This is a genomic window from Dactylosporangium sp. CA-233914, from assembly GCF_050942935.1.
Taxonomy (GTDB): domain Bacteria; phylum Actinomycetota; class Actinomycetes; order Mycobacteriales; family Micromonosporaceae; genus Dactylosporangium.
Genome location: NZ_CP192030.1, coordinates 11,150,758 through 11,170,207 on the forward strand (window position 1 = coordinate 11,150,758; position 19,450 = coordinate 11,170,207).

At 72.0% G+C, this 19,450-nt stretch carries 18 protein-coding genes; 9 read left to right on the forward strand and 9 right to left on the reverse strand.

What is annotated here, in order from left to right; genetic code table 11:
- Positions 1-56: 56 nt before the first annotated feature.
- The gene (locus tag ACQPY0_RS49595) at positions 57-1,535 is read right to left on the reverse strand and encodes a plasmid pRiA4b ORF-3 family protein (RefSeq protein WP_432977736.1); all 1,479 of its coding nucleotides are present in this window, start codon (positions 1,533-1,535) and stop codon (positions 57-59) included.
- Positions 1,536-1,750: 215 nt separating this feature from the next.
- Here ACQPY0_RS49595 and ACQPY0_RS49600 point away from each other — a divergent pair, with 215 nt between their 5' ends.
- On the forward strand, positions 1,751-3,334 hold the full coding sequence (locus ACQPY0_RS49600) for a phenylacetate--CoA ligase family protein (RefSeq protein ID WP_432977739.1): 1,584 nt from the start codon (positions 1,751-1,753) through the stop codon (positions 3,332-3,334).
- A gap of 78 nt (positions 3,335-3,412) precedes the next feature.
- Here the strand turns inward: ACQPY0_RS49600 and ACQPY0_RS49605 are convergent, their stop codons facing one another.
- Both ACQPY0_RS49605 and ACQPY0_RS49610 read right to left on the reverse strand, forming a co-directional pair.
- Positions 3,413-4,192, reverse strand: coding sequence for an abortive infection system antitoxin AbiGi family protein (locus tag ACQPY0_RS49605; protein ID WP_432977742.1), 780 nt, complete (start codon positions 4,190-4,192; stop codon positions 3,413-3,415).
- Between the two features lie 161 nt (positions 4,193-4,353).
- Positions 4,354-4,755 (reverse strand): winged helix-turn-helix domain-containing protein, encoded by a 402-nt coding sequence (locus ACQPY0_RS49610; RefSeq protein WP_432977745.1) that lies wholly within the window; start codon positions 4,753-4,755, stop codon positions 4,354-4,356.
- Between the two features lie 259 nt (positions 4,756-5,014).
- Here ACQPY0_RS49610 and ACQPY0_RS49615 point away from each other — a divergent pair, with 259 nt between their 5' ends.
- Together ACQPY0_RS49615 and ACQPY0_RS49620 are read left to right on the forward strand one after the other, a co-directional pair.
- Entirely contained in the window at positions 5,015-6,121 is a 1,107-nt protein-coding gene (locus ACQPY0_RS49615) for a cellulose binding domain-containing protein (RefSeq protein WP_432977748.1), read from the forward strand.
- A 65-nt stretch (positions 6,122-6,186) separates the two neighbouring features.
- Entirely contained in the window at positions 6,187-6,639 is a 453-nt protein-coding gene (locus ACQPY0_RS49620; protein WP_432977751.1) for a hypothetical protein, read from the forward strand.
- Here the strand turns inward: ACQPY0_RS49620 and ACQPY0_RS49625 are convergent.
- Positions 6,626-7,417: an aldo/keto reductase gene (locus ACQPY0_RS49625; protein WP_432977754.1), complete on the reverse strand. Its 792-nt coding sequence runs from the start codon at positions 7,415-7,417 to the stop codon at positions 6,626-6,628. The genes ACQPY0_RS49620 and ACQPY0_RS49625 overlap by 14 nt on opposite strands.
- 162 nt (positions 7,418-7,579) lie before the next feature.
- Between ACQPY0_RS49625 and ACQPY0_RS49630 the strand changes: the two genes are divergently transcribed.
- Both ACQPY0_RS49630 and ACQPY0_RS49635 read left to right on the forward strand, forming a co-directional pair.
- Complete coding sequence (locus tag ACQPY0_RS49630; protein ID WP_432977757.1) at positions 7,580-8,935, forward strand: GH1 family beta-glucosidase; 1,356 nt, start codon at positions 7,580-7,582, stop codon at positions 8,933-8,935.
- Between the two features lie 69 nt (positions 8,936-9,004).
- On the forward strand, positions 9,005-9,418 hold the full coding sequence (locus ACQPY0_RS49635) for a hypothetical protein (protein WP_432977760.1): 414 nt from the start codon (positions 9,005-9,007) through the stop codon (positions 9,416-9,418).
- A 36-nt stretch (positions 9,419-9,454) separates the two neighbouring features.
- On the opposite strand, the gene ACQPY0_RS49640 is transcribed toward ACQPY0_RS49635, so the two are convergent.
- Complete coding sequence (locus ACQPY0_RS49640; RefSeq protein ID WP_432977763.1) at positions 9,455-12,514, reverse strand: BTAD domain-containing putative transcriptional regulator; 3,060 nt, start codon at positions 12,512-12,514, stop codon at positions 9,455-9,457.
- A 56-nt stretch (positions 12,515-12,570) separates the two neighbouring features.
- On the opposite strand from ACQPY0_RS49640, the gene ACQPY0_RS49645 reads away from it, so the two are divergent.
- Positions 12,571-13,446 (forward strand): alpha/beta fold hydrolase, encoded by an 876-nt coding sequence (locus ACQPY0_RS49645; RefSeq protein ID WP_432977766.1) that lies wholly within the window; start codon positions 12,571-12,573, stop codon positions 13,444-13,446.
- A 41-nt stretch (positions 13,447-13,487) separates the two neighbouring features.
- Here the strand turns inward: ACQPY0_RS49645 and ACQPY0_RS49650 are convergent, their stop codons facing one another.
- The 4 genes from ACQPY0_RS49650 to ACQPY0_RS49665 are packed head-to-tail and all read right to left on the reverse strand — an operon-like array spanning position 13,488 to position 16,058.
- Positions 13,488-14,228 carry an ABC transporter permease gene (locus ACQPY0_RS49650; RefSeq protein WP_432977769.1) on the reverse strand — a complete coding sequence of 247 codons (741 nt, stop codon included), beginning with the start codon at positions 14,226-14,228 and terminating at the stop codon, positions 13,488-13,490.
- Positions 14,229-14,230: 2 nt separating this feature from the next.
- Positions 14,231-15,109, reverse strand: coding sequence for an ABC transporter ATP-binding protein (locus ACQPY0_RS49655; RefSeq protein ID WP_432977772.1), 879 nt, complete (start codon positions 15,107-15,109; stop codon positions 14,231-14,233).
- The gene (locus ACQPY0_RS49660; protein WP_432977775.1) at positions 15,106-15,414 is read right to left on the reverse strand and encodes a winged helix-turn-helix domain-containing protein; all 309 of its coding nucleotides are present in this window, start codon (positions 15,412-15,414) and stop codon (positions 15,106-15,108) included. The genes ACQPY0_RS49655 and ACQPY0_RS49660 overlap by 4 nt, the downstream gene beginning before the upstream one ends.
- Entirely contained in the window at positions 15,411-16,058 is a 648-nt protein-coding gene (locus ACQPY0_RS49665; RefSeq protein ID WP_432977778.1) for a transporter, read from the reverse strand. Before ACQPY0_RS49665 ends, ACQPY0_RS49660 begins: the two co-directional genes overlap by 4 nt.
- A 236-nt stretch (positions 16,059-16,294) precedes the next feature.
- On the opposite strand from ACQPY0_RS49665, the gene ACQPY0_RS49670 reads away from it, so the two are divergent.
- The 3 genes from ACQPY0_RS49670 (at position 16,295) to ACQPY0_RS49680 (ending at position 19,389) form a co-directional block, all read left to right on the forward strand.
- Entirely contained in the window at positions 16,295-17,134 is an 840-nt protein-coding gene (locus tag ACQPY0_RS49670) for a helix-turn-helix domain-containing protein (protein ID WP_432977781.1), read from the forward strand.
- Positions 17,135-17,204: 70 nt separating this feature from the next.
- Positions 17,205-17,786 carry a dihydrofolate reductase family protein gene (locus tag ACQPY0_RS49675; protein WP_432977784.1) on the forward strand — a complete coding sequence of 194 codons (582 nt, stop codon included), beginning with the start codon at positions 17,205-17,207 and terminating at the stop codon, positions 17,784-17,786.
- A 1,357-nt stretch (positions 17,787-19,143) separates the two neighbouring features.
- Entirely contained in the window at positions 19,144-19,389 is a 246-nt protein-coding gene (locus ACQPY0_RS49680) for a hypothetical protein (protein WP_432977787.1), read from the forward strand.
- Positions 19,390-19,450: the final 61 nt, after the last annotated feature.

The following is a 19,450-nucleotide window of genomic DNA, read 5'->3' on the forward strand; positions in this document are numbered from 1 at the left end:
GAGGGCCGGGAGCGAGCGTCGGCCTGTGCGGGACTGATTCTGCACGCCAGGGACGCCTATAGGGCGCTCAGCAGCCGGTTCACCGCCCCGACGTCGAAGGCGTCCGGCGTGAACTGGCTCGCATCCGCCAGTCCCAGCCACTGCAGCCGCTCCTCGTGTTCCGGGTGCGCCGGGTCGGCCAGCACCTCCACCAGGTTCTCATAGCCCCAGATCCCACCGCAGTCGTCGGGCGGGGCGGCCCGTTTCCCGCCAGTACACCGGGGATAGGCCGTCGACGGGTCCCGGTCGAGTACCTTCTCGACCACGATGTCGTGTACCCAGTCGTCCCCGAAGTCGTACGTGTATCGGATCTTGTCTTTCAGCTGCGGTGCGACCTGCTCCAACGTCACCGGGCCTTCCGCCCGGTGCCCCAACTCGCGGTCGGCGCGTCCGAAGTCGCCGTACGCGGTCTCGAACACGTGCATGTGCCCGCCGTGCCAACCGAACGCCGCCAGGATGGTGGCGTGCAGCCCAGCCAGGCTGGTGTCCGCAGGCACCAGCAGCCGCCGCCAGATGGGTGGCTTCGCGCCCCGCAGACTCACCTTGAGCTGGTACACCGGTGCCGGACCGGCGGCCTTCTTCCGCTTGGCGGGAAGCCTCGCCGGCTGCGCCCGGCCGGCGGCCAGGAGGTCCAGACCGACAGCGGATGGGCCACCCGAACGGGCAACCATGTCGGCGATCTGCTGCAGTACCCGCATCGCGTCCTGCCCACCGGCGCTGTGCCCGGACACGATCGCGCCCTTGGGCTTACGCGGCTGCGGCAGAACAGCCAACCGTGTCCGGACCAGCACCGCCAACACGGGGTACCCGGGCCCATCGTCCTCGTCGAACAGGTCCGACACGTCCCGTCCGCCATCGTCGCCGTTCTCACTGTCGTGCACGGCACGCGCCTGCATTGCCTGCTCCACGTACCAGCGGAACTCCGGCGCCCCCAGCGCCTGGGTCTTGATGGTGAGGCCGTCGCGCCGGCCGCCGTCGCGGATGTCCTTCAGCGCCACTGACAGGTCGGCCGCGTCCACGATGAGGATATCCCCGGCGGCGCCACAGTCGTCGTGATCCACCACCACCATGACCGCGTGCTCGCGTCCGGCCCGGTTGAACACCCCGGCCAACACCGACATGATCCCCTCGGTGTCGTAGAGCCGCCTGAAGTAACCGGCGCCCAGCGGCTGCTCCAACTCCCCGGCCCAGGCCGGCACGGCGATGCCACTGGCGGCCAACCGGCCGGCGGCCGCCACCGCGGCTTCCGCCACCTGCTCGGGGCCGCCGCGGGCCGCGGCACCGATCGCGGTCAGCATCATCAGGGCCGCATCGTTACCGCGCGCCTCGATCCCCGGGATGAAGCCCTGGGCGAAAACAGGCACCGTGTCGTCACCGCCGGCCAACGCCATCGCCACGAACAGTGCGCCGGCCAGCTCCGCCTCCAGCGGATCCTCGCAGCCGGCCAGGTCGGCGGCTCCGTCCACCAGCTCGGCGAGCATCTGCTCGGGATCCAACTCCCCACCCGAACACGCGGGACACTTGCACGTCTCCGCTGCTCCGCCTACCACGACGAGATCGGAGCGGCGACCGGATTTCGGGTTCTGCTTGCCTCGGGGGGCACGGCGGGCAGGACTCATCGGCCCAGTCTGCACCACCCGCCGCGCGCGGGCCTGACCACGGCCCCGCTGCGAACCCAATTAAGGTCGCTGACGGGAGATCCAGCCACGCAGTGGCCGTCCTACAGCAGGAGCGGCTTCCAGGGTGCCAATGCCCGGTAACGGGGTCTGAGCTGGATTACTCAGAAATGCCATGCACCCGTTCGGCCCGATCTGACCTGTGGGGACGACAGGCCTCGGAGGTGGTGGTCCGCTCTGCGGAGGGCGATCAACGCGCGTTTGCGTCGTGCGCGCGCAGGTGGCCGAGGCACGCTGGGCACATGTCGTACGAGGCGCGGAAGGTGGCTTATGAGCATTTGCGCGCGGCGCACTTGAGTGCGGTGCGGGCCTCGCTCGAGGATCATGTGGCACGGCTCGAGTGGCCGCGGCCTCGCATCGAGCGGTACCGGACCGAACGGCTGCGTTCGTTGCTCGCGTATGCCCGCGCGCGCTCGCCGTTTCACGCGGCTCGGATGGGCGGCATCGACCCGGCCACGGCGACCGTCGAGGACCTCGCGCGGCTGCCGCCCATGGTCAAGCGGGAGGCCCAGGACGAGTGGGACGCGATCGTCACCGCGCCCGGCATCGACCGGGGCGGTGCCGAACAGGTTTTGGCTCAGCAGCGCTGGTTCTCCTACACGCCCGCGGGGCACCAGGTATTCAGCTCGGGCGGGTCGAGTGGTGTGCGCGGCGTGTACGTATGGGATTGGGGGCAGTTCGTGACGCTGGCCTGTCTCGCCTGGCGGTGGCAGGCGCGGGCCGAGCGTGCTTGCGGGTCAGACCTCCGCCGGGCCCGGCTGGCCGTGCTGGAGGCCGGTGAGCCGCCGCACGCCAGCACGCCGCTGTTCGACGTCGCGACCGGGCCGTTGATGGAGACCATTGTGATCCCGGCGGCGGCGCCGTTCGAGCAGGTGCTGCGGACCGTGTCGGACGCCCGGCCGACCCATCTCGTGGGCTATGCCTCGGTGATCGGACGCCTCGCCCGTGCCGCGATCGCGGGTGAGCTCGACATCCGGCCGGTTCGGGTGAGCACGAACTCCGAGCCGCTCAGCGTGGAGGACCGCGACGCGATCGGCACCGCCTGGGGCGCGCCGGTCCACAACCTCTGGGGCTCGACCGAGATCGGCGTCCAGGCCGTCGGCTGCGGCCACGGCGAGGGCCTGCACATCTGCGAGGACGAGGTGATCATCGAGCGGGTCGATTCGGCCGGGCGCCCGGTCCGCGCCGATGAGCCTGCCGCGCGTACGCTCGCGACCGGGCTTGCCGGCCGCACGTTTCCGTTCATCCGCTACGACCTCGGCGACGAGGTGACGCTGCTGCCCGGAGACTGCGCGTGCGGCAGCCCGATGCTGCGCGTCGCCGACATCGCCGGACGGCGCGACGACGACTTCCGCTACGGCGAGCGAATGGTCCCGGCCAGCGCGTTCAGGCACGTGCTGGGCACCGATCCGCTGATCTCGGAGTACCAGGTGCGCCAGACCGCGGCCGGTGCGGACGTCCTGGTGGTCGGCTCACCCGATGTCTCCGCGGTGGCGACAGCCCTGGTCGCCTCGCTGTCGCCGTATGGCCTCCCTAGCCCCAAGATCAGCGTCAGCACCGTCGAACAGATCCCGCGTCACGCCTCGACAGGCAAGCTGACGCGGTTCATCGCACTGTGACCAGCCTGCCCACCGCGCCGCGTCCGTCCAGGTCAGACCGCTCGCGGGGACGGCTCCTCTCGGCGCCGCGCACCGCCCTCAGGTGGAGAATGGCCCCGCTTCGACGCCCGCCATCGCTTCAGCGATCCTGCTCGGGGTCCACAGCGCGTCGACGAGACGCAGACCTCTGTAGCCCGGCATGGCGGCCAGACCGGTCCGCAGCCTTCGGTGGTCGCGCTCGGGAACGACGGCGGCGATCACCTCGTACGGCACGAAGTTCAAGGGGCCGACCTTGCGCCATTCGCGCTCCCACCAGAACTCCTTGCGCCGTCCGTCCCGTGTCGGGCCCATGGTCTCGACGAACGGCGTGAGCCGGAAAACCGGCTGCGCGGCAAGCCTGGCGGGGTTGGGCTCCGTCGAGCCCTCGGGCGTGGCCGCGCGGACCGCATCGTCGATCAGGTCGCGGAGCGGATTCGTGAGCCAGTCGTGTGATCGCATGCCCGGCTGCCCAGGACTGGTGTCGACGTACCAGAGCGGGCTGATACCCCTCCTCCGCGCGTAGTTCCTCGTGAACGCCACCCCGTAGTCGCGCAATCTGGTCGAGCGGTTCTCGATCTCCGCGCACATGTGCCGGACGTGCTTCAGCGGCGTCTCCGTGAAGCAGACGGCCTGCTGCGTCCGTGCGAACGCCGTGCCCTTGAACCTCTCCGCCAGCCTCCTCGACTGCGGCAGGCCAAAGTGGTTTCTGGCCTCGATACGGCGTCCGGACAGGATGCTGACGAGGTTGTCGAAGGCCGCGTCACCCCCGCCCTTCGTGAGGTGAATGACATACGTCGACAGATCATCGCGCTCCCGGAGAACGTCAAGGATCGATGCCATACATCAAGGATGTTACGCATGGGACTCACGTCGCTACAATTTGTAGCTGAATGAATAGCAACCACCGACAGCCAAGGGCCGAGATGCTCGACAGGCCGAGGGGGACCGAGTGCCGAGCGGGTGTCAGGCGGGGCGGGACTGGGCCCGCCCCGGGTTTTCGGTTACTTGGTGCGGATTACCACCTGGTCGGCGGGGTATGGCGTTTCGCCCTGGCTGGTTGTGATGATCAGCAGAGGGATGCCTTCCGGGAGGTCGAAGCGGGAGCGTTCCGGGCCGGTCGGCATTCTTGCTGTGATCTCGGCGTTCTGAGGCGGGTGGATCTCCCTTCGGGCCGGGCTCGGGCGGATCTGGGCGCGGTGGCCTCGGCGGGTGGTGATGACGCCCTCGCTGCGTAGGACGTACATGGCCTGGCGGACCACGTCGCGGCTGATGTTGTACGCCTTGGCGATCTCGATCTCGCTCGGGAGTTCGGCGCCTGGCTTGAGGGCGCCGGTGGCTACCCGGGCTCGGATTTCGTTGGCCAGCTGGCGGTACAGCGCCTGGGTGGAGCGACGGTCGAGCATGATGGGCAGTGTAGAAGCAAATCTGGCCATGTGGCTACAGGGCCTTGGGAGTGCAAGTTCCACGCGTCCCGCCTGGTGGGCGGGCGGGCCGTGATTGGGCGTTGACCCACCGTGGGCAGTGTTCCTACTATCCATCGACATGGGTCGCTCTCGCTGGCTCCGCCGCGTCATGCAGGGTGCTTTTGTGATTGGGCTTGCCGTTGGCGGGCTCTCGGTCGTGGGGGTCGCTTCGGCGGCCGGAGCTGCTACCGCGACGTTCGTGAAGCAGAGCGAATGGGCTACCGGGTACACCGGGCAGTACACCATCGCGAACGGGACCTCTTCGCCGTTGACCTGGCGGGTCGAGTTCGACCTTCCCGCGGGGACCTCCGTCGGCACGTTCTGGGGTGCTCAGGTCACCCACACCGGCGATCATTACGTGGCCGTCGGGGCCTCCTGGAATGCCGTTGTCGCACCCGGCTCGAGCGCCAATTTCGGGTGGACCGCGCAAGGGACCGCAGGGCCGCTGAACTGCACGCTCAACGGGGGCTCCTGCACGGGAACCGGCGCCGGCACTGACATCCGGCCGCCGTCCACGCCCGGGAATCTGCGGTACGCCATCGGGACCGACACGTTCACGCTGCGCTGGGATCCGTCCGGTGACGACGTCGCCGTGAGCGGGTACGAGGTCTACCTGGGGACCAGTCTCGCCGCCACCGTCGCCGGGACCGAGTACACCATGCCCACGCCGCCGCCGATGGTGTACACCTATCGGGTCCGGGCTCTGGACGCGGCGGGGAATGCCTCGCCCTATGCCGTCGTCACGCCGGGGGCGCCGGCCGACACCCAGGCGCCGACCACGCCGCCCGGCCTTTCGCCCGGGTCGCAGGCCGTCAGCTGGGGCGCGTCGAGCGACAACATCGCCGTCGCGGGATATGACGTGTACGTCAACGGCGATCACTACGGGGCCACCAGCCGGACGAGTCTCAGGGTGCCGCCGCTCGGGTTCGGGGTGTTCACGTTCTCCGTCGTCGCGTTCGACGGGACCGGGAACCGGTCCGCGCCGATCTCGCTGTCCGTCGCCATCGATCCCGGGCCCAACTCGGACGCGCGGGCGCCGACGATCCCCACGCAGCTGCGGGTCGCGGTCGGCGCTACCTCGGTGACGTGGACGTGGACGGCGTCCAGCGACAACGTGGGGGTGGCCGGCTACCAGGTCTTCCGCGGGGCCGACTGGGCCGGCGACGTGGCCGGGACCAGCTTCACCGAGCCGCGGGTGGCGGGGCGCACGACGTACGGCATCCGGGTCCGCGCCTTTGACGCGGCGGGGAACAAGTCCGCGTTCGCGTCGCTCGCCGTCGCGATCGACCCGCCGCCCGGTCAGTAGCAACGGCCGGTGGTCTGGACAAGTGCGCAACGGCCCGCGTAAACATTGGCGCCGTGGAGAGGTGGGTGCCGTTTCGGCGGTCGCGGCCCGAGCGGGTCGTCGACCTGGTGCGCCGGGTCGCCGAGGCGCGCGATCCGGGCGAGCACGGGCAGGGCGTCGAGGTCGTGGTCGAGGCGCCGCGCACGAAGTGGTGGCGGGCGCTGTTCAACCGTGACGACACCCTCGCGCAGGCGCGGATCGTGGTGACGCGCGAGGGTGGCGAGGTGCGGTACCCGTTCGACATCCAGCTCCTCACGGCCTACGGCGGGGGTGCCGCCCACCGCCTCGGCACCCGGCCGGGGTGGGCGGTGAGCAACTCGGCCGGCCTGGCGTTCGTGATCCAGAAGGGCACGCACCGCACCGGCTTCGACTTCGAGGAGCTCACCGCCGGGGCGGTGGCCGCGCTGGCCAAGCTGCGCCGCAAGCCGCAGGAGCGCGGCTGGCGGGCCCGCATCAACCGGTCCGTCAAACGCGACTAGCCCGGAAGCCCGAGTCGATCGCCTCGATCTCCTCGGCCGTCAGCTCGAAGTCCAGCACCGAGAGGTTCTCCCGCATCCGCTCCGGGTGGGTGGACTTCGGGATGACGACGATGTCGTGGTGCAGCTGCCAGCGCAGGACGACCTGGGGCACCGTCACCCCGTGCGCCGAGGCGATCGCGACGAGTCGCGGGTCGGACAGGGGCGTGTTCTTCAGCGAGCTGTAGCCCTCGACGACGACCCGGCGCTGGCGCATGTCGTCGAGGAAGCGCGGGTCGTGCTCGGCCGGGCTCCACGCGACCTGGTTGACGACCGGCGTCTCGCCCGTCTCCTTGACCAGCTCGTCCACGAGCGCGGTGTCGTAGTTGCTGACCCCGGCGCTGCGCACGCGGCCGGCGTCGCGCTGCTCCAGCAATGCGATCCAGGTCGGCAGCGACTTGCCGCGGGCCGGCGGCCAGTGGATGAGCCACAGGTCGACGTAGTCGACGCCGAGCGCCTTGAGACTCGCCTCGATGGTCTGCCGCTCGCGGCCCGCCTGGGACGGGGGCAGCTTGGTGGTGATGAAGACGTCGCCGCGCGGCAGGCCGCTGTCGCGCAGCGCGCGGCCGATCTCCTCCTCGTTGCCGTACATGGTGGCCGTGTCGATGTGCCGGTAGCCGGCGTCCAGCGCGGCGCGGACCGACTCGTACGCCGAGCGGCCGGTGATCTGCCATGTGCCGAAGCCGACGGCCGGCAGGCTGACGCCGGGGGCCAGCTCGACGGCTGGGATCTGTTGTGCCATGCCCCAATACTGCCCGACGCCCGAGCGCACGGAGTGGGTACGCGTGGCCGCCTCCGCCGACCGGGTGTGAGGCCCCCGCACTGATGTCCAATGTGGATCCCGGGCCGCACGGGTCAAGACCATCCTGTTCTTCGCCCGGCCCCAGGCGGTAGCGTGCGCCCTATGCCGGAAGTACCGCAGTTTCCGCCGGGATTCCGCTTCGGGGTCTCCACCGCGGCGTACCAGATCGAGGGCGCCGTCGACGAGGACGGCCGCGGACCGTCCATCTGGGACACGTTCGCCCATACGCCGGGCCTGACCCGCGACGGGCACACCGGCGACGTCGCCTGCGACCACTACCACCGGTGGGAGTCCGACCTGGACCTGATCGCGGGGCTGGGCGCCGGCGCGTACCGGTTCTCGGTGGCCTGGCCGCGCGTCCAGCCGACCGGCAGCGGGCCCGCCAACCCCGCCGGCCTCGACTTCTACGAGCGGCTCGTCGACGGGCTGCTCGCGCGCGGCATCGACCCGCTGCTGACCCTGTTCCACTGGGACCTGCCGCAGGCGCTGCAGGACGCGGGGGGCTGGGCGAACCGGGACACCGCGATGCGCTTCGGGGAGTACGCGGAGCTGCTGGGTGAGCGCCTCGGCGACCGGGTGAAGCTGTGGATCACTTTGAACGAGCCGTACATCCACTTCGCCCTCGGTCACGTGCAGGGCGTGCACGCGCCCGGGCTGCGGATGCTCAGCGACCAGCTGCCTGTCGTGCACCATCTGCTGCTCGGCCACGGCCTGGCCGTCTCGGCGCTACGCCGCACGTCGAGCTCCCCGGTCACGCTGGCCAACAACTACTCGCCGGTGTGGCCCGCGAGCGACTCCGAGGCCGACCAGATGGCCGCGGCCGTCTACGACCTGGTGCAGAACCACCTGTTCACGGACCCGATCCTGCGCGGGGAGTATCCGCCCGGCTACGAGTTTCTCACCACCGCCGACGTCGACTCCATCATCATGGAGGGCGACCTGCAGGTCATCTCCCAGCCGATCCAGGCTCTCGGCGTCAACTACTACAACCCGAGCCGCATCGCCGCCCCGCCGGAGGGCGACCCGCTGCCGTTCGCGCGTCTGGACATCGACGGCTATCCGCGCACCGCGTTCGACTGGCCGGTCGTCCCCGACGGCCTGCGTGAGCTGCTGGTCTCGCTCAAGGAGCGCCACGGCGACGCCCTGCCGCCGGTCTGGATCACCGAGAGCGGCTGCTCCTGGCCCGGCCTCGACGACCAGTTCCGCATCGACTACATCGCGGGCGACCTGCGGGCCGTCCGCGCCGCGATGGACGAAGGCGTCGAGGTCCACGGCTACTGCACATGGTCGCTGCTGGACAACTTCGAGTGGGCCGAGGGCTTCCACCAGCGCTTCGGCCTGGTCCACGTCGACTTCGGCACGCAGGAGCGCACCCCGCGGCGCTCCTACGGGTGGTACCGCGAGGTTTGCACCGCAGCTGCACCCCGCCCGGACTTGCAGCAGGACCCGACCGGATGACACGGTGGGTGCGGCGGAATCCGTAGCGTTGCGCAGGTCAGTCGTGTGCAGCCGTTGGGAGTTCCCGCCGTGGCCGAGCAATACGCCGCAGTCCTGCTCTACCTGGTCCCCGTCCTCGTGGCGGCGGTGGTCGCGTTCATCGTGACGCGTCCGGAGAAGGACGACTCGCCAGTGGACGCCACGCCGGACGCGGCGTCCCCGCGGGTGGCCTCGGTGACCCGCCCGCACATCCCGGCCCAGCGCACGTACCAGCCGCTGAACCGCCGCGCCAACCCCTCGACCGCCCATCCGCAGCCCCCGGCCCCGACCCTGCTGCACGCGGCGCTGTCGTCCCACCTGGCCGCGGTGTCGGGCGCGGCGAAGTCGTCGACGGCCCCGGCGTCGGCGTCCCGGCCGGCGATCCGCCCGGCCCGGCTGGTCTCGATCCGCCGCCCGGCCCGCATTCCCCGCCGCCCGGCCCACCGCTGCCCGCACAAGCCGTGATCGCGTTGGCTGCCCGTCTGCCGCCGCCGGGTGAGTTCAGAGGTAGGCGGCGACCGCGCCGAAGGACAGCACGCCGCTGCCGGCCGCGTGTTCCGCTGCCGCCGGGCTGAGCTCCTCGGACAGGCGCCGCACGACCGGCTCCTCCCCCAACGCCTTGGCGGCTCGCAGTGCCAGGCACAGCCGGGCCTCCCACAGCAGGTCGTGCGGGGACGGGGGCAAGGAGTGCAGGGCCGCCCTCGCCTGATCGGGCCGGTCCGCCCGCAGCAGGAGCAGCGGCCGGGCCCATGGCTCGTACGGGCCCAGCTCGTCGCCCGGGCCCAGCCGGTCGATCGACAGCAATGCCATACCCAGCAGGCCCTCGTGCATGCCGGGCATCTGGGCGTTGGACAGGCGGGCGTCCGCGGCCCGGTACAGGGGCTCGGCCTGCGCGGGGCTGGTGGCGGCGCGGCGCATCGCGGCGTACCACTGGGTGAAAACGGTCACGACCGGCAGTGCGTAGCGCTCGGCCAGGGCGTCCGCCTCGGCGGCGTGGGCGGCGGCCGTCGCGTGGTCGGCGTGTGCGCAGGCGGACTGCAGGGCGATCAGGTGGCCCAGGACCTCGAACGTCACCAGGTCGTGGGCGGACGACAGGGCGATCAGTTCCTCGGCGATCGCGCCGCGCTCGGACCCGCGGCCCGTGGTGGTGAAGGCGTGCAGGAAGCGGGCGTTGAGGGCCAGTGCCCGCAGCGCCGGGTCGCCGTCGGCGCGGGCCAGGCGGTCGGCCTCCGCGGCGACCTCGACGCCGTGGCGGCCGGTGGCGCCGCGCAGTTCCAGAGCCAGGGCCGACAGGAGCCTCGCGCGGGTGGCATCGGTGGCGGTGCGCAGGGCGCGCGTCGTGGCGGCGGCGATTCGGGCGGAGAGCGGTTCGTCGTCGTTGCGGGGCCAGATCGCCGGCACGTCGAACGCTCCGAGCACCACCGCCACCCGGGCCGGGTCGCCCTCGCGTTCGGCGGTGTCCACGGCGGCGGCGCGCAGGCGGCGGGCCTCGGCCAGGTGGCCGATGACGGCCAGCGAACGACCCAGGCCGATGGTGGCGTCCAGGCGGTCGGGGACGTCGGCGGCCAGGGCGCGCCGCCACAGCCGGGCGGCCTCGTGCGGGTTGCCGCGGCGCTCGGCGCGTTCGGCGGCCCGGGCCGCATAGCGGGCGGCACGCTGCGCCGTGGCGCGGGTCCCCGCCGCGTCGAAGTGGTGGGCGAGCGCGTCGACGTCGTGCGGGGCCAGGCGCTCCAGGGCCTCGCCGGCGGCCGTGTGCCAGGCGGCGCGGCGCGGGGCGGACAGCTCCTCGTACAGCGTGTCGCGCACCAGGACGTGCGCGAACCGTACCCCGTCGAGGAGGAAGCCCGCGCGGGTCGCCTCCTCCAGGGCGTCCAGGACCGGGGCGCCGGCCATCGCGGCGAGCAGCTCCGGGTCGACGTCGCGGCCGAGGACCGCCGCGCGGCGCAGCGCGTCCTGAGTCGGGGCGGACAGCTGCGCGGCGCGGTGGCGGATGACGTCGCGCACACCCGGGGGCACGGCGCGCAGCGCGGCCGGGCCCTCCGCGGCGAGCAGGCGGGCCAGCTCGCGGATGAAGAAGGGGTTTCCGCCGCTTCGTTCCTGCAGCAGGTGTACGGCATGAGCGTCCACATCCCGCTCCGCGACCGCCCTTGCCAGCTGCGCGGTGGCCGTCTCGGACAGTCCTTCGAGGCGGATGCGCAGCGGCTCCAGGCGGGCCAGCCGGGCCAGCGCCGCGGTGAGCTGCGGGCTCGGGCCGGCGTCGCGGGCGGTGGCCAGCAGCAGGAACCGGGCTGATACGGCCGGCGGGAGCGCGGTCAGCAGCTCGAGCGTGTCGGGGTCGGCGCGGTGCAGGTCGTCGGCGACGAGCAGGACCCGCTCGCCGGCCGCGCCGATGCGCTGCGCGGCGGCCCGGTGCAGCGCCCAGCGGTCCGGGGCCGCCAGCTCGGTCCACGGCCACGCGCCGGGGTCGCCCTCATACTCCCCGGCCCGCCCCCACAGCACCGCCCAGCCGTCCACCGCCAACCGGTGCGCGAACGCCTCGGCGAGCGCGGTCTTCCCCGCGCCGGCCTCCCCCAGGACGAGCGCGACGACGGGGTGTCCGTGCTCGGCCGCCGCGCGAAGCCGCCGCAGCTCCTTGTCGCGCCCGACGAGTTGCGTGCCCGATTTTTCTGATATTTCGGATTTGTCGGTCGAGACGCCGCCGGTCACGGAAGAGCCGGAACGCGCCGGCAAAACGGGAGCGTCCGTCATCGGGGCGGACGGTGCCGGACGCGATGCAGCGTCCGTCGCCGGGGTGGGCGGTGCCAGGCTGGGCGCTGGGGTGGGCGGTGTCAGGCGGGGTGACTGGGCCAGGATGTCCGTCTCCAGCGTGCGCAGGGCGGGACCTGGATCGATGCCCAGCTCCTCGACCAGCGCGCCGCGGACCTCGCGGAGGGCGGCGAGCGCGTCACCCTGCCGGCCCGAGCGGTACAACGAGAGTGCCAGCAGCCGCCAGGCCTCCTCCCGCAACGGATGGGCGCCCGCGTGCGCGCGCAGGTCGGAGGCCGCCTCGGCGGGGCGGCCGAGGGACAGCAGGGCCGCGGCCCGGCGCTCGACGGCGTGCAGGCGCAGCTCGTCCAGGCGTTCGGACTCGGGGCGGGCCCAGGGTTCGTGGGACCACTCGGCGTACGCGGGACCGTGCCACAGCGCGAGCGCCTCGTCGAGGGCGGTCAGCTCGGCCTGGGGCGAGCGGGCGGTGCCGGCCAGGGCGGCCTCGAAGCGCTCGGCGTCGACGGAGCCGGGGGCGGTGCGCAGCGCGTAGCCGGGCGGGGCGGTCACCAGCAGGCGCGGCGGGGTTCGCGGCGGGCGGTCCGGCTCCAGGGCGCGGCGCAGGTCGGCGACGAACGTGCGCAGGGCCGGCAGGGCACCGGGCGGGGGTGCGCCCGACCACACGGCGTCGGCGAGGACGCCGACGGGGACGACACGGCCGCGGGCGACGAGAAGCCGGGCCAGGAGGGCCCGGTGGCGGGGGCCCTTCAGCGGATTTGCGGCCCGCAGCGGGCCCAGCACGCTGAACGTGGTCACGGTTCGATTATTCGCCGCTGATCGTCCGCTGATCGGCGGGGCGCAGGGTGGCGGGCATGGACCTGAAGATCCCCGGATTCGAGTACCGCCGCGTGCCGGTCGCGCCCGGCGTCGCGCTCAACGTGGCCGTCGGTGGCGCCGGAAGCCCGGTCGTGCTCCTGCACGGCTTCCCGCAGACGCACCTGATGTGGCGGCACGTGGCGCCCGCGCTCGCCGCCGCCGGGCACACTGTCGTCTGCCCGGACCTGCGCGGGTACGGCGACAGCGACAAGCCCGCCGATCCCGGCGCCTACGCCAAGCGCACCATGGCCGCCGACGTCGTCGCGCTGGCCGAGGCGCTGGGGCACGAGCGGTTCGCGGTGGCCGGGCACGACCGCGGGGCCCTGGTCGCGATCCGCACCGGCCTCGACCACCCCGCACGCGTGACGCACCTGGCCTCGCTCGACGTCCTGCCGACCCTGGACTCGTGGGAGGTGATGCGGGGCACGGGCGGGGTGGTGGGCTTCCACCTGTACCTCATGGCCGCCCCTCCCCCGCTGCCCGAGCTGCTCATCGCCGGCGCCGCCGACGCGTTCTTCGGCCACTTCCTCGACGCGTGGACCCGCGACCGGGCCGCGATCCCGCCGGAGATCCGCGCCGAGTACCTGCGCGCCTCCCGCGCCGCGACCCCGTCCATCGTCGCCGACTACCGCGCCACCGCGGGCATCGACGTCACCCACGACGAGCAGGACCGCGCCGCGGGCCACCGCCTGCGCATGCCGGTGACGGTGCTGCAGCAGGACTGGGGCGCCGCCCTGGGCTTCGACGCCGCCGCCCGCTGGCGCGCCTGGGCCGACGACCTGACCCACGAAACGGTCGCCATGGGCCACTTCATGGCCGAGGAGAACCCCGCGGAAGTCGTACGGCACGTGCTCGCCCTGCTCGCCCGCTGACCACGTGCGCCCGGCGATGTGCCGGGCGCACGCCCCCGTTGTCAGCTGAAGCGGGCTCCCTCGTCGCGGCGGTAGGCCCACGCGGCCAGGGCGGCCATCGCGACCGTCCAGGCGGCCAGGGCGAGCATCGAGGTCCTGGACACGCCGAAGTCGCCGACGGCGGCCCAGACCAGTTCGACCGCGCCGCGGGTCGGCAGGTACGGGGCGATGGTCTCGACGAACGCCGGGGCCTGTCCGGGGGCCGAGAGCAGGCCGCCGCCGAACGCGAGGGGGAAGAAGATGATCTGGGCGACCGCCAGGGCGGCCTTCATCGGCAGGGCGTAGCCGATGGCCAGGCCCATGAACGTGAACGGCAGCGCGCCCAGGATCACCGCGCCCAGGGCAAGCAGCAGGCCGGCCGGGCTCGCGGTGGCGGCGGTGAAGAGCCAGCCGATGACGACCACCGGCAGCAGCGACAGCGCCATGAAGGTCAGGCCGGCGAGGATGCGGCCGGCGAAGGCCGCCGACGGGCCCGCGGGGAGGGTTCTGGTGTACGGGTCCCAGGGTTGTGCGCGATCCTCGGCCACGCCCACGCCGTAGGTGAACAGTGAGCTGGTCATCACGGCGAACATGACCATCGAGGCGGTGGCGTACGTGGCGGCGGTGGGGTCGTCGCCGGCGAAGGGTACGACGAAGAAGAGCATCGACGCGGCCGGGAAGAAGGCGCCGCCGACGACCGCGATCGGGATGCGGATGGTCTCCAGGATGCGGAACCTGGCGTGGGTCAGGGCTAGGGAGGCCATGGTTACCTTCCGGTCGGGGTCTTTCCGGTCAGGGTCAGGAACGCCTCTTCCAGCGTCGTGGGCTGGACCTGCAGGCCGTGGAAGGGGACCCCGGCCCGGACCAGGTCGCGGACCAGCTGGTCGGCGTCGGGGGTGAGCAGGGAGGTGCGGCCGTCGTACGCCTCGACGCCGACGACACCCGGCAGCTCCGGCAGCTCGGGCGCCGTGAGGCTGACCCGGTGGATGCCGACCATGGCGCGGATGGCGGGGACCGTGTCGTCGGCCAGGACGCGTCCGCGGCCGATGACGACGACCCGGTCGGCCAGGGCCTCGATCTCCTCCAGGTAGTGGCTGGTCAGCACCACGGTGCCGCCCCGGTCGGCGAAGTCGCGGATCGCGTCCCACAGCGCCCGCCGGGCCTGCACGTCCAGGCCCGTGGTCGGCTCGTCGAGGAAGACCAGGCGCGGGCGGCCGACGAAGGCCAGGGCGACCGCCAGGCGCCGTTTCTGGCCGCCGGAGAGCCCGCCCGTCTGCCGGCCGGCGACGTCGGTGAGGCCGAAGCGGTCGAGGGTTTCGGCGTCGGGTACGGCATCCGGAAAATGGCGGCCGACGAACTCCAGGCATTCGCGCACCCGCAGCGTCGGCGGCAGGCCGGTCTCCTGCGGGGTCACGCCGATCCGGCGGCGGCTGGCCGGGTCGCGCGGGTCGCCGCCGAAGAGCTCGACGCGGCCGCTGGTGGGCCGGCGCAGGCCGACGAGCAGGTTGATGAGCGTGGACTTGCCGGCGCCGTTCGGCCCGAGAAGGCCGACGACACCGCCCTGCTCAATGTCGAGGGACACGGTGTCGAGCGCCAGTGTGTCGCCGTAGCGGCGGCTGACCTCGACGGTGCGGGCGAGCGTCATCGCGGCTCCTTGCTCGGTGGGTCGATCAGGGCCCGCAGGGCGGCGGTGTAGTCGTCGAAGGCGACCCGGCCGCGGCGGGTGAGGCCGGCCGACGTGGTCGGGGTCCGCCCGCGGAAGGACTTGACGACCTCGACGTATCCGGCCTGCTCAAGCTTGGTCAGGTGCACCGACAGGTTGCCGGCGGTCATCTCCAGCACCTGCTGCAGCCTCGGGAACGTCATCCGGTCGCCCTCACCGAGACTCGAAAGCGCGGCCATGATGCGCAGGCGCGCCTGCACGTGGATCACGGGATCGAGCTCGCTCACGCCCGCCGGCCCGCACGGTAGCGCAGCTCGAGCAGCAGACCGAGCAGGCACAGCCCGCCACCCCCGCCAACCGAGATGATCAGCGAGTGCCACCCGGCCCCGGCCGCCACCCCGGCGATGTTGATGACGGTGAGCCACGCCCCGAAGATGAACATGTCGCGGGAGAGCCAGATGGCGGCGCCGGTCATGTACATCACGCCGACCACCCCGACCGACACCGTCGCCCAGAGCAGCCCCCGCTCGGCCTCCGGCAGCAGCTCGGCGAAGTGGTTCATCGTCATGCCGACCCCGGTGAAGGCGAGGAACCACGCGAAGCCGTACGCCGAACCCTGCCACGACGACCGCCCCGCAAGCCCCCGCCCCCGAACCGCCGAGGCGACGGCGGTGCTGACCATCGCAAGGGCCATGAGCACGAAGAGGCAGACCAGCGGCAGCCAGCCCGGCAGGTCGACATAGACCCGGCCGCCGGGCCCGTAACGCAGGAACAGCAGCCAGAACCCGATCAGCCAGGCCAGCCCCCAAGGGACGTAGTAGACCAACGGGTTGAGCGCGATCGTCCGCGTGGCCTTGTCCTGCTCCTGACGAATGAGCGCCAACGACTCAGCCGGCGAGCCAGGCGGTGCATCGTCATCGACGGGGGTCATGCAAAGAACTTTACGCCACAAACCTGTTTACGCAACCCAGCTCTCGCGGGCCGGGCATGACGGGCGGGATGTTGCACAGCGCCGGCAAGCGCGGCCCAGACGGCGGGCCCCAACACCGACGGCAGGCACGGGCGCACAACGGCGAGCACAGCCCCGAACAACGCTGACAACACGCGGCAGCGCGGCTGGACCGTCCCGGCGCTCGATGCCGGCGGGGCGTCGGCGATGCTGTGGGCGTGGAGTACGTGTCCAGAGTGCCGCGACCGCCGCTGGACGGGCTGATCGACGACCTCTACTACCTGGAGGGTGCGCCGCCGTACGCCCGGCTGACGCTGCCGCCCGCGCCGTCGGCGTTGCTCATCGTCAACCTCGGGGCGCCGTTCCACATCCGCGGCGGCACCGACATCGAGACGGCCGAGTACGCCGACGGCTGCGTGGTCACCATGCCCACCAGGGCGTGGGAGTTCGGCTACCCACTCCTGACCCGGTCCGTCGGCGTGCACTTCAAGCCGTGGGGGCTGGCGCCGTTCCTGCCGATGCCCGCGGCCGAGCTGTGTGACCGGCCGGTGACGGTAGAGCAGGTTTGGGGCCGGCCCGCCATTGCTGAGCTGCGAGACCGGCTGGCCACGGCGGACGAACCGCACGAGATGCTGACGCTGCTCGAGGAGGAGCTCATGCGACGGCTGTGCGAGACCGCCGGCCTGGGGCTGGTCCGCCATACGAGCAGCGTCATCGCGGCGACCAGCGGGGCGGTGCCGATCGGCGACCTGAGCGTGGCAGCCGGTGTCAGCGGCACTCATCTGGCACAGCGGTTCAAGGAGCTCATCGGCGTCACGCCGAAACGGCTGGCCCGCTCCCAACGCTTCGCCGCGGCCGTGCTTGCGATCGACCCCGCCGAACCGATCGACTGGGGCGACCTCGCCGCTGGCGCAGGCTACTTCGACCAGGCCCACTTCGGCCACGAGTTCCGGGCGTTCACCGGGCTTACGCCGACCCAATACATCGAAGTCCGGCGGCGGTTCCTGCGCGAACATCCCGGCAACGCGCTGGACGGCTGGCCGCTGCCGGCCGATTGATTTCTTACAAGACCGACAGCTCACGAAACGTTAACTTGGAGGCACACCCGAAGTAGAGGAGCGCCCCCCTTTGAGCAAGGTAGTCATGTCCGCCACGGTATCGGTAGACGGCTTCATCGCCGACGAGAATGACCAGCCCGGACCGCTGTTCGACTGGTTGACCAGCGGGGACGTCCCGTTGGACGACAGCGGCATCTTGAAGGTGTCGCAGGCGTCCTACGACTACACCCGGCCGTACTGGGACCAGGTCGGGGTCACGATCGCCGGCCGCCACGTCTTCGACCTGACGGACGGCTGGGACGGGAAGCCTCCGAGCGGGATCGACCACGCGGTCGTCGTGACGCACCGGCCGAAGCCCGAGGGCTGGGACCCCGAGGCGCCGTTTCACTTCGTCGACGGCGTCGAGGCGGCCGTGGCCAAGGCGCAGGAGCTTGCGGGTGACCGCGTGGTCGAGGTCGCCGCTGGCGACGTCGGTGGCCAGATGCTTGCCGCGGGCCTGGTCGACGAGGTGCGCATGGACGTCGTACCCGTCGTGTTCGGGTCCGGCAAGCGCTACTTCGGGTCGGTCCACGCCCAGCACCTGTTGGAGGATCCTGACGTGGTGATTCAGGCCAACCGGGTGCTTCACCTGCGCTATCGGGTGCGCCGTTGACCGATCTGAGCGGGTACGCGAAAGAAGTCCAGCGCTTGCCCGCCCGCCGGTGAGCCCGCGCCGCGAGAGCTCACGCCTCGCAGCATGACCTGGGCCTCCCATCGGCCGGCGACGCCCGGTAGCCGGCTCGGCGACCAGGGCAACAGCGGAACCTCGGCTCCGCCCGGTGACGACACCACGGTCACATCGGCGGCGACCGTGCTCCTGCTCCCGCTCGGCCACTACCACCCGAGGCGGCGAACGCGGGCAGCGACCGGCCCGGCGTCGTCGGCCATGGTGATGTCGTCGAGCCGTGCGCCCTGCGACTGCCTTCAGGCCATCTGATGGTCCAAGGCGACGGCCGGTGCGATCGGGTACGCGGATGACGAGGTGGACACGGCCTGGACGAAGGACGCGGCGCCGCAACGGGGCTCAATGGCGGCAAGGGATGCGCCGGTGCCGCGGCGGGCCGACGGGTGGGCGGTGGCGCGGCGTCACTGGAACGGCTCGGCCGTTGCAGCAGCGGCGGTGACGCGGCATCGTCGCCGCAACGATCTGGTCGGTGCGGTGGTGGTGACGATACGGATCGACAGCATGCCGACTGGAGGGGCCGGGTACGCGGTGACTGGACCGGTCGGGGGCACGGTGACTCGACCGGTCGAAGGTGCGATGACTGGACCGGCCAGGGGTGCGGTGGCGTCGGTGCGGGCTGGGAACGCGGCGAAGGCGAAGGCCTTGGCGAACGCTCCGGCGAGGGCTCCGGCAAAGGTGCACGCGACATCGGCGGCGACGGCGAAGGCCTCGGCGAACGCTCCGGCAAAGGCTCGGGCGAAGGTGCACGCGACATCGGGGGCGACGGTGGCCTTGGCGAATGCGTGCGAGATGTTGGCGGCGACGGCTGCGCCGGTGGGGCGGCAAGGTCGTGCGGGCGAGACGGTCCGGGTGGGGTGGGCGCGGAAGGGTCGGAGCGAGGGTTGGGCTGGGTGGCCTGACGGGGACTGGGCTGAGCGGCCGGACCGCGGGAGTCGGGCCGGGCTGGCGCACAGCCCAGGTCAGGCTGCAGCGACGGACGGACGGAAATGGGCTGAGTAGCCGGACCACGAGAGACGGACTGAGCCACCGGACCACGGGAGTCAGGAAGAGTCGACGGACAGTGGGAGTCGGGCCGGGCTGGCGCACAGCCCAGGTCGGGCTGCAGCGACGCACGGCGGGAACTGGGCTGAATAGCCGGACCGCGGGAGACCCACTGAGCCACCGGACCACGGGAATCAGGAAGAGTCGACGGACAGTGGGAGTCGGCCTGGGGTGGTGGACAGCCCGGGTTGGGGTGGGTGGTCAGAGAGCGGCGGCGGGCGGCTCGGGCGTCCTGTTCGGCCCAATGAGCGGTGATCTCGGCGGTGCGGGCCTCTGCATCCAGACGGGCCAGGCGCTCGGCATGACGCGCCTCCAAACCACGGCGGCGAGCCTCGGCGAACTCGGCACGGACCGCACGACGACGAGCCACACGACGACGCTGCTCAGCCAGCATCGCATCCAACCGAACACGCCACTCCGAATCGGAGATCCCGGTCAGCACCTCGCTCATGGATACAACCTAGAACAGGGGTACGACAAAAGCCGGTGACCAGGGGAAACAGGGGCCGATCGCGCGATCTTGATCAAGCAGGCGGCAGCATAGGGGCGAA

What these genes read in the sequence shown, in the direction of transcription:
- ACQPY0_RS49605 (WP_432977742.1), bottom strand. Translation starts at nt 4,192, where the DNA reads ATGGCATCGATCCTTGACGTTCTCCGGGAGCGCGATGATCTGTCGACG.
- ACQPY0_RS49610 (WP_432977745.1), bottom strand. Translation starts at nt 4,755, where the DNA reads ATGCTCGACCGTCGCTCCACCCAGGCGCTGTACCGCCAGCTGGCCAAC.
- ACQPY0_RS49625 (WP_432977754.1), bottom strand. Translation starts at nt 7,417, where the DNA reads ATGGCACAACAGATCCCAGCCGTCGAGCTGGCCCCCGGCGTCAGCCTG.
- ACQPY0_RS49630 (WP_432977757.1), top strand. Translation starts at nt 7,580, where the DNA reads ATGCCGGAAGTACCGCAGTTTCCGCCGGGATTCCGCTTCGGGGTCTCC.
- ACQPY0_RS49645 (WP_432977766.1), top strand. Translation starts at nt 12,571, where the DNA reads ATGGACCTGAAGATCCCCGGATTCGAGTACCGCCGCGTGCCGGTCGCG.
- ACQPY0_RS49650 (WP_432977769.1), bottom strand. Translation starts at nt 14,228, where the DNA reads ATGGCCTCCCTAGCCCTGACCCACGCCAGGTTCCGCATCCTGGAGACC.
- ACQPY0_RS49655 (WP_432977772.1), bottom strand. Translation starts at nt 15,109, where the DNA reads ATGACGCTCGCCCGCACCGTCGAGGTCAGCCGCCGCTACGGCGACACA.
- ACQPY0_RS49665 (WP_432977778.1), bottom strand. Translation starts at nt 16,058, where the DNA reads ATGACCCCCGTCGATGACGATGCACCGCCTGGCTCGCCGGCTGAGTCG.
- ACQPY0_RS49680 (WP_432977787.1), top strand. Translation starts at nt 19,144, where the DNA reads ATGAGCGGTGATCTCGGCGGTGCGGGCCTCTGCATCCAGACGGGCCAG.